8 protein-coding genes are annotated in these 8,135 nt (G+C 61.1%); all 8 read left to right on the top strand.

What is annotated here, in order from left to right:
* Window positions 1-110 precede the first annotated feature (110 nt).
* The 8 genes from ACUNV4_RS12945 to ACUNV4_RS12980 all read left to right on the top strand — a co-directional run bounded on the left by ACUNV4_RS12945 (window position 111) and on the right by ACUNV4_RS12980 (window position 8,002).
* Window positions 111-566: a hypothetical protein gene (locus ACUNV4_RS12945; protein WP_430878978.1), complete on the top strand. Its 456-nt coding sequence runs from the start codon at window positions 111-113 to the stop codon at window positions 564-566.
* Entirely contained in the window at window positions 527-1,285 is a 759-nt protein-coding gene (locus ACUNV4_RS12950; protein ID WP_430878979.1) for an ABC transporter ATP-binding protein, read from the top strand. Before ACUNV4_RS12945 ends, ACUNV4_RS12950 begins: the two co-directional genes overlap by 40 nt.
* On the top strand, window positions 1,285-3,843 hold the full coding sequence (locus ACUNV4_RS12955; RefSeq protein ID WP_430878980.1) for an FtsX-like permease family protein: 2,559 nt from the start codon (window positions 1,285-1,287) through the stop codon (window positions 3,841-3,843). The genes ACUNV4_RS12950 and ACUNV4_RS12955 overlap by 1 nt, the downstream gene beginning before the upstream one ends.
* A gap of 227 nt (window positions 3,844-4,070) precedes the next feature.
* A complete protein-coding gene (locus ACUNV4_RS12960; protein WP_430878981.1) occupies window positions 4,071-4,328 on the top strand; it encodes a hypothetical protein in 258 nt (85 codons plus the stop codon).
* A 90-nt stretch (window positions 4,329-4,418) separates the two neighbouring features.
* On the top strand, window positions 4,419-5,684 hold the full coding sequence (locus ACUNV4_RS12965; protein WP_430878982.1) for an MFS transporter: 1,266 nt from the start codon (window positions 4,419-4,421) through the stop codon (window positions 5,682-5,684).
* A 34-nt stretch (window positions 5,685-5,718) separates the two neighbouring features.
* Entirely contained in the window at window positions 5,719-6,426 is a 708-nt protein-coding gene (locus ACUNV4_RS12970) for a paraquat-inducible protein A (protein ID WP_430878983.1), read from the top strand.
* Window positions 6,427-6,429: 3 nt separating this feature from the next.
* A complete protein-coding gene (locus ACUNV4_RS12975) occupies window positions 6,430-7,341 on the top strand; it encodes an AEC family transporter (protein WP_430878984.1) in 912 nt (303 codons plus the stop codon).
* Between the two features lie 37 nt (window positions 7,342-7,378).
* Window positions 7,379-8,002: a LysE family translocator gene (locus ACUNV4_RS12980; protein WP_430878985.1), complete on the top strand. Its 624-nt coding sequence runs from the start codon at window positions 7,379-7,381 to the stop codon at window positions 8,000-8,002.
* The last annotated feature ends 133 nt before the right edge of the window (window positions 8,003-8,135 follow it).

Raw genomic sequence — 8,135 nt, forward strand, 5'->3', positions numbered from 1 at the left:
GCGTAGAAAAAACGTCGGTTCCTGCCCGTGCGGAGGCGATGTCAGCGGCGCGATGATAGTTCCGCGTCCGGAGTTCGTATACTACTCACAACTGCGACAGGCCGTGAAACATGAACACTTCGATACCCGACCCGATACGTCAGGCCGCCATACTGGTCAGCCCCGAGACACCGGAGGCGCTGGAAAAGCGCATCAAACACGACATATTCGCCAGCATTTCCCGGATCAAGCCGGAGATTGCCGCCAATGCCGACTTCGATGTCGATGTCATGTCCGGCGCGTTCTTCGAACAATTGTCTCCGCCACTTCAGGGTATCGCGATTGCCCGCACCGAAGGTGTGCTGGCCTTCTACAACCGTGTCGGCTGGTCGACGGCCTTTCTGGAGGCTCCCCTGGAGACCTGCGTACCAGACACCGGTCTTGCCCCGCTGCGGGAACGATTCCACGCACAAACCCTGCATGATCTCGCCTATGTTCATCCCAAGCATTTCGAGAAAATGCTCGGCAAGGCGGAAGCCGCCTCTCTGTGGGAAAGTCTGAAGCGATTCGCCAGCCAGGCTTCATGACGGCAGTGGGCCATCCTGCCATTGCCGTCAGAGGTCTGTCACACAGTGTTCGTACCGGAACCCGGGAAACCCGCATCCTGCATGAGCTGGAGCTCGAAGTCGGGCACGGCCAGAGCGTTGCGTTGATCGGTCGCAGTGGGTCGGGCAAATCGACGCTGCTGAACCTGATCAGCGGGCTGGAGCCGATTCGCAGCGGAGAGGTCTGGCTCGATGGCGAAGCGATCAGCCATCTTGGCGACAGTCAGCGAACCCGCAGACGGGGTCGCGACATCGGTTTCATCCATCAGGCCTTCAATCTCATCCCCACCCTGTCAGTTGGCGACAACATCTGCCTGCCCCTGGCTCTGGCAGGAACAGACACCCATGAACGACAGGATCGCCTGCACCAGCTGCTGGACGTCATCGGACTCGGTGGCCGGGACAATGACTACCCTGATCAACTCTCCGGTGGTGAACAGCAACGTGTCGCCATTGCCCGGGCATTGATTCATCGGCCGGCCCTGATTCTGGCCGACGAGCCAACCGGCAATCTGGATGCTCAGAGCGGACGGAAGGTGTTGGCATTGCTGACCGATCTGGTTGAACAGGAAGGCTCGGCGCTGCTGTTGGTCACCCACAGCCTGGAAGTGGCAGCCGTTGCCGATCGTGTGGTCGTACTCGAACAGGCCGGGATTCGTCCCATCCGTCGGGACGAACTGAATCACAGCAGCGCCTGGTGATGCCTGCCCGGTTGCTGGCACGATCCAGCTGGCATTTTTATCGACGCCACCCGGCACAGCTGTTGCTGTCCCTGCTCGGCATCATGCTGGGCGTTGCCATCGTGACGGCGGTACTGATCACCAACGACAGCTCGCAGCGGGCCTTCGCCCTGTCCAGCGAAGCCCTGTACGGTCGCACTACACACCAGTTGACCGGTGCCCTGGGCATGGATCAGGCGGTGTATGTGCAGCTGCGCAAGGACTGGCCGAACCTGTCCATGGCCCCGGTGATCCAGGCGCATGTCGCCATGGGCGACGAGGTTTTTTCCATTCTGGGTCTGGATCCATTCAGCGAGGCCGGATTCCAGCGGATGTCTCCGTCCGTGGACACCACGGCCGACACGACAAGCCCGGCAGAGACATCAGAATCCACCGTGCGTGCGCTGCTGCAGCCCGAGGCCTTGCTGATCAGCGATGTCGGCGCGGCAGAACGCGGCTGGGTACCCGGTCAGCGCCTGCCACTGGACGTCGGCGGTCGCCAGATCGATGCAACGCTGGCCGGTACCTTCAACACTTCCAACCCGGCTGCTGCAACCGGCCTGCTGGTCGGCGACATCGGCTTCGTACAGAACCTGCTGCAACGTGGCGATCGCATCGATCGCGTTGACCTGATCCTCGACGAGACACAGCGCGCCGCCCTGCTCGACGCCCTGCCAGCCACACTGGAGCTCACTCCTGCCATCAGCCGGCAACAGACCATGCAGGCCATGACCCGTGGATTTCACATCAACCTGACTGCCATGAGTCTGCTGGCGCTGGTTGTGGGTGTCTTCCTGATCCACAACACGATGACCTTTGCCGTGGTACAGCGTCGCGAGATCTTCGCCATCAAGCGCATAACCGGGATCACGGCCACGACCCTGCTGCTGAGCATTCTTGCCGAAGCACTGGTCATCAGCCTGATCGGATCGGTCCTTGGCATCCTGCTGGGTTATGCCCTGGCTCATGTACTGATCGGCCTGACCACGCAAACCATCAACGACCTGTATTTCGTGCTGCATGTGCAGCAGATCAGTTTCAGCCCCTGGCTGATCGCAGGCGGTCTGCTGCTGGGCGTTGGCAGTAGTGTGCTGGCGGCCAGCCTGAGCGCTCTCGATGCCGCCGGCACCAGTCCGATTCAGGCTCGCCAGCGTTCACTGATCGAACAGCGTACGGGGCGGATCCTGCCACGGTTCGCCGTGATCGGCAGCCTCATGATGAGCGCAGGTCTGGTCCTGGCGGTGCTACCGCTGCAATCGCTGATACTGGGTTTTCTCGCACTGATGCTGCTGATACTGGGTTATGGACTGGCGCTGCCCTGGATGGTCAGACTGCTGGCAGGCATCTGTCGACGACTCTGGTCGAGGCTGGGTGTCAGCGTGTCGCTGGCCATCGGCGGTATCGAGCGCAATATCAGCCGAACGGGACTGGCCATCGCCGCCCTCAGCATCGCCGTTTCGGCAACGTTCGGGGTTGAGATCATGATAGGCAGCTTTCGCTCGACGGTCGATCAGTGGCTCGGCAGTACCTTGCAGAGCGACATCTACATCAGCGCACCGACGGCGGTCTCCGGCGACAGCGCGCCGATGCTGCCTGACGACATGGTCGCCCGAGCACGTGCCATCGATGGCATTGCCACGATCAGCACCGGTCGAACGCTGTCGGTATCAACCGATGTCGGCACCATCAACATGCTGGTGGTCGAGCCGCACGATGCCAGCGGTGCCGGTTTCGAGCTGATCGACAACAGCGAGCGACGGACTGACTCTGCGTGGCGACAATGGGCGCAGCAAGACACTGTCATGATCAGCGAACCGCTGGCGACCCGGCACCGGTTGTCGGCCGGCGATCAGCTGCAGCTGTTCACCCAGCGACAGGGCATGCAGCCCTTTGCCATCGCGGCCGTGTTCAGGGATTTCGGTTCCAGCCACGGCAAGCTGCTCATGGCACGCTCGGTCTACTCGCGCCATTGGCAGGACAGCCGGATCGGCACTCTGGGCATCATTCTCACCGACCCCTCTGCCGATCAGCCGATGCTGGATACCTTGCGCACGACACTGTCGAGCAGCGAACACCCTCTGCTCATCCGCTCCAACACCGCCATCCATGCCCAGTCACTGGCGGTCTTCGACCGGACCTTCGAAGTCACCCGAGTGCTGCGCTGGCTGACCGTGGGGGTGGCCTTCATCGGTATCTTCAGCGCGTTACTGGCCTTGCATCTGGAGCGAGCACGGGAGTTTGCCATCATCCGCGCCAGTGGCGCCACACGACTGCAGATCATGCGTGTGGTCCTGCTGCAGACCGTCATCATGGGACTGTTTGCAGGAGCGCTGGCCCTGCCCCTGGGCTGGTTCATGTCCGAGATCCTGATAAAGGTCATCAATGTGCGCTCCTTCGGCTGGAGCATGCAGAGTCTGTTGCCGGCTGGCGCCATCCCGGAGACACTGCTGCTGGCCTGCCTCTCGGCGCTGCTGGCCGGCGTCTATCCGGCGTGGCGCCTGTCGCGTGCCAACGTCGCCGCGCAACTGCGTGACGACTAGCCGTCGAGCAGCGCACGACAGTCGGTACGGATCGGATAGGTAGCAACGAGTCAGAGAAATGGCACGTGCCGTGCGAGTGATAGCTATCTCACAGACACAATGCGACGCGTCCCGCGCTTTCGTACAACCAGGCCCAGACTTCGCGTCGTGTGCAACGACTATGTCATGTCGATAGGGTAAAACTGTTGTCAGGCTTATCCATCGACATTCGTAAAGAGTACGCAGCCATGCAAACCCCGGTCGACTACCCCGTAAATGAAGATGCCGCTGGCCAGCTGGATGGCCCTCTGACCTATGCCACCCTGTTCGACCTGCATGAAGCCCAGCAGCCGATCACCGAAGACATGATCCGCTCTGCCGTGCTGAACATGGAAGCCGCGCAACAAATGCCGTTTGCTGCCCGCCCGGAGACCATCGACACGAACTTCGCCGGACGCAGTCGAACCGCCCCGGTCCTGTCACGACTCTGGAACGTCATCCGCTGACACGTAACACCCCATTCACAGACCTTTCACCCGCCACGAAACAACGATCGGCGCTACCATCAGGCATCGTGCCCACCCGTGCCAGATGCCATGCCGCAGGATAATCAACGTTCACAGCTCTCCTGGGCATTCTATGACTGGGCGAATTCGGCCTTCGCCACCACGGTCATGGCGGGCTTCTTCCCGCTGTTCTTCAAACAGTACTGGAGTGCCGGTACAGACCCCACCATCAGTACCTTCTGGCTTGGCCTGGGCAACTCCGGGGCCAGCTTTCTGATACTGCTGATGGCGCCACTGCTGGGCGCCATGGCCGACTCCTCCGGCCGACACAAGCGACTGCTGGCCCTGTTTGCCGGACTGGGCATTATCGCCACGGCCGCCTTTTTCCTGGTGGGTGAAGGCGCCTGGCCCTGGGCCATCAGCATCTACGTGATTGCCATCATCGGCTTTTCGGGTGCCAATGTCTTCTACGATGCAATGCTGCCCCGGCTGACCGACAGCAGTGACTTTCACCGGCTCTCGGCACTGGGTTACTCGCTGGGCTATCTGGGCGGAGGCCTGCTGTTTCTGGTCAATGTCACGATGACCCTGAAACCTGCCTGGTTCGGCTTGCCCGATGCCGCAGCGGCCGTGCGCTTCTCCTTTCTGAGTGTCGCTCTGTGGTGGTTGGTATTCTCCCTGCCATTGTTGCTGGGGGTACGCGAGCAGACGCCGATCTCCACCACCCGCGTGACACTGCGTGACGAGATCCGCAAACTGCTCGACACCCTGCGCAGCATGCGTCGACATCGCAATCTGTGGCTGTTCCTGTGGGCCTACTGGCTGTACATCGATGGCGTCGCAACCATCATTCGCATGGCGGTGGACTACGGCATCGCCATCGGCCTGCCCGCCAACAGTCTGATCGTGGCACTGCTGCTGGTGCAGTTCATCGGTTTTCCCGCCACTCTGCTGTTTGGCCGAATCGGCCAGCGCTACGGCGCGAAGCGGGGCTTGTGGATCGGTTTGTGGGCCTATGTCATTGCCACGTTCTGTGCCACCTTCATGAGCAGTGCGCTGGAGTTCTACCTGCTGGCGGTGGCACTGGGTCTGGTCCAGGGGGGCGTGCAGTCGCTCAGTCGCTCGCTGTTCGGTCAGCTGATTCCGGCAGAACGGGCCGGCGAATACTTCGGTTTCCTGAACATGCTTGGCAAGGCCGCTGCCGTACTCGGACCGCTCATGGTGGGCGTGGTTGCCGCCACCACAGGCAACTCTCGTATCGGCTTGTTGTCTATACTGCTGCTCTTCCTGCTGGGCATGTGGTTCCTGCGCAAGGTGGATGATTCCATCACCCCGCAGACGGCAACCACATCCTGAACACAGGATACCCGGTCCTCACACGGCACGTTTCATGAAAATATCCTTCGGCATTCTGCTGCTGATTGCTGCCTACTTCCTGCTGCTCCCCGGATTGACTCAGCCCATGCTGAGCGTTTCCGGCACCGTCGAGAAAACCAGACTGGTCGAGGTCGGCAAGGATCTGATCAAGGACAGCCCCAATACACCGTCACTGGTCAACAACCTGGTGGACATGGTGGTGGAAGGGTTGGACGTGCGCGGCACGGTAGATGCCTTCGACAAGACCCGCAGCATTCTGGAAACCGCGCAGGAACTGTATGCCGGGGGTCATCTGCCAGTGGCGATACTGATCGTCGTCTTCAGCGTCATCGTACCGCTGATCAAGGCCCTGTTGCTGCTGGCCATGCTGTTGCCGGTAAGCGTGTCGGTGCGCAGCGGTCTGCTGAGCTTCAGCAACGCCATCAGCAAGTGGTCGATGGCCGATGTCTTCGTGATCGCCATCTTCATTGCCTTTCTTGCCGCCAACGGCATGCAGGAGAGCCGCGCTCTGGTCGATTTCCAGGCCAGTCTGGGCGTCGGATTCTGGTATTTCCTGGCCTATTGCCTGTTGTCGATTCTCGGCACACAGGTGCTCAGTGCCGGGCTCAAGGCGCGCTTTCAGCATGAGCAGCAGACCGCTTCTGCCAGGCTGGACAGAGACGCAAGCAGACTTGACGAGTCACCCTCTGCCGGCACGACTGCCGACGCATCCCGAAGCTGATCCATGATCGAACAGTTCCACTTTGCCTTTGGCATCACCGGCCCCATTCTGTTGCTGCTACTGCTTGGCTGGGCCATTCGCCAGCTGGGCATGGTCGATGGCCATTTCGTCTCACAGGCCAACGCCGTCGTGTTCAATATCGCCTTGCCGGCCATGCTGTTTCTGGCGATTTCGGGGCGCTCCTTCGACCAGGCCCTGGATCTGCGCATGACCCTGATCGGATTGATCGGCACCCTGATCCTGATCGGCATCCTGTTGATCGCCGGACGGCTGCTGCCGCAGGATCAACGGGGTGTCTTCGTGCAGGGCTCCTACCGCGGCAATCTCGCCATACTCGGTGTCGCGCTGGCCGTGGCCACCTATGGTGAAGAGGTATTGCCTGTGGTCGCTCTGTATATCGCAGTGGTCACGACCGCCTACAACATCATTGCCGTATGGGTGCTCAACTCCAGCGGGGTCCTGCGTCAGATCCTGAAGAATCCGATACTGATCGGCATCACGGCAGGCGCCGTGGCCTCTGCGGTGAACCTGCCGATCCCGGATCTTGTCATCGGCACCGGCGACTATCTATCGAGCATGACCCTGCCTCTGGCCCTGCTGTGCATCGGGGCAACGCTGGAGTTCGGCAGCCTGTTCGGGCACAGCCGTGCCATCCTGCTGGCCGTATTCTTCAAACTGATCATCTCCCCCCTGTTGCTGGTGGGCATGGGTATCGCCTTTGATCTGGACAACCTGCAACTGGGCATACTGTTTTTCCTGGCAGCGTCACCGACAGCCACGGCCAGCTATATCATGGCCCGGCAGATGACCAGCCATGGTGCACTGGCCGCAGAAATCGTCGCCGTGACCACGGCCCTGGGCGTGATCAGCTACACCGCGGGAATTGCCTTGCTTCGCGGAGCAGGCTTGATATAGTCGTTGCCCCGCCACCACGAAATCGCGTCGTGAGACCATGATAGCCCTGACCGACATCAGCGCCTACGCTCTGGCGCTGGGCATTGCAGCCTTCATCCCCGGCCCCGGTATTACTGCACTGGTGGCACGCAGTGTCGGCAGTGGAACACGGGCGGGATTCGCCATGCTGGCGGGCATCACCATCGGCGATCTGCTGTATCTGTCTTTCGCAGTCTTCGGACTGGCACTGATAGCGCAAAGCTTCAACGCCCTGTTTCTGGTCATCCGCTGGTTGTCGATAGCCTATCTGCTGTATCTGGCCTGGCAGTTCTGGCATGCCGATCGGCATGACATGAATACCGCCGACATTCGCGGCAAGGACCTGCGGGCTGCCATGATGTCGGGCCTTGCCATTACACTGGGCAACCCCAAGACCATCGCCTTCTATCTGGCACTGCTGCCACTGGTACTGGACCTGAACAGCATCACGGTATTCAACTGGGCAGCGGTACTGGTACCGGTGACCGTGGCCGTGCTGCTGGCGGTGGGCTCGGTCTATATCCTGGGGGCCATGGCCGTGCGGCGTATCCTGGCCGGCGCCACTGCACAGCGGCATCTGCACCGAAGTGCGGCCCTGGCCATGGCAGGTGCGGCCAGCAGCATGATCGTGCGAGAGCTCTAGCGAGACGCTCGGGCGCAGATAGTGGACAGAGTCTCCGAAACGCCAGGACTCCCGAGACTCCCGAGACTCCCGAGACTCCCGAGACTCCCGAGACTCCCGAGACTCCCGAGACTCCCGAGACTCCCGAGACTCC

This window comes from Granulosicoccus sp. 3-233 (assembly GCF_052681095.1).

What these genes read in the sequence shown, in the direction of transcription:
- ACUNV4_RS12945 (WP_430878978.1), top strand. Translation starts at nt 111, where the DNA reads ATGAACACTTCGATACCCGACCCGATACGTCAGGCCGCCATACTGGTC.
- ACUNV4_RS12955 (WP_430878980.1), top strand. Translation starts at nt 1,285, where the DNA reads ATGCCTGCCCGGTTGCTGGCACGATCCAGCTGGCATTTTTATCGACGC.
- ACUNV4_RS12960 (WP_430878981.1), top strand. Translation starts at nt 4,071, where the DNA reads ATGCAAACCCCGGTCGACTACCCCGTAAATGAAGATGCCGCTGGCCAG.
- ACUNV4_RS12965 (WP_430878982.1), top strand. Translation starts at nt 4,419, where the DNA reads ATGCCGCAGGATAATCAACGTTCACAGCTCTCCTGGGCATTCTATGAC.
- ACUNV4_RS12970 (WP_430878983.1), top strand. Translation starts at nt 5,719, where the DNA reads ATGAAAATATCCTTCGGCATTCTGCTGCTGATTGCTGCCTACTTCCTG.
- ACUNV4_RS12975 (WP_430878984.1), top strand. Translation starts at nt 6,430, where the DNA reads ATGATCGAACAGTTCCACTTTGCCTTTGGCATCACCGGCCCCATTCTG.
- ACUNV4_RS12980 (WP_430878985.1), top strand. Translation starts at nt 7,379, where the DNA reads ATGATAGCCCTGACCGACATCAGCGCCTACGCTCTGGCGCTGGGCATT.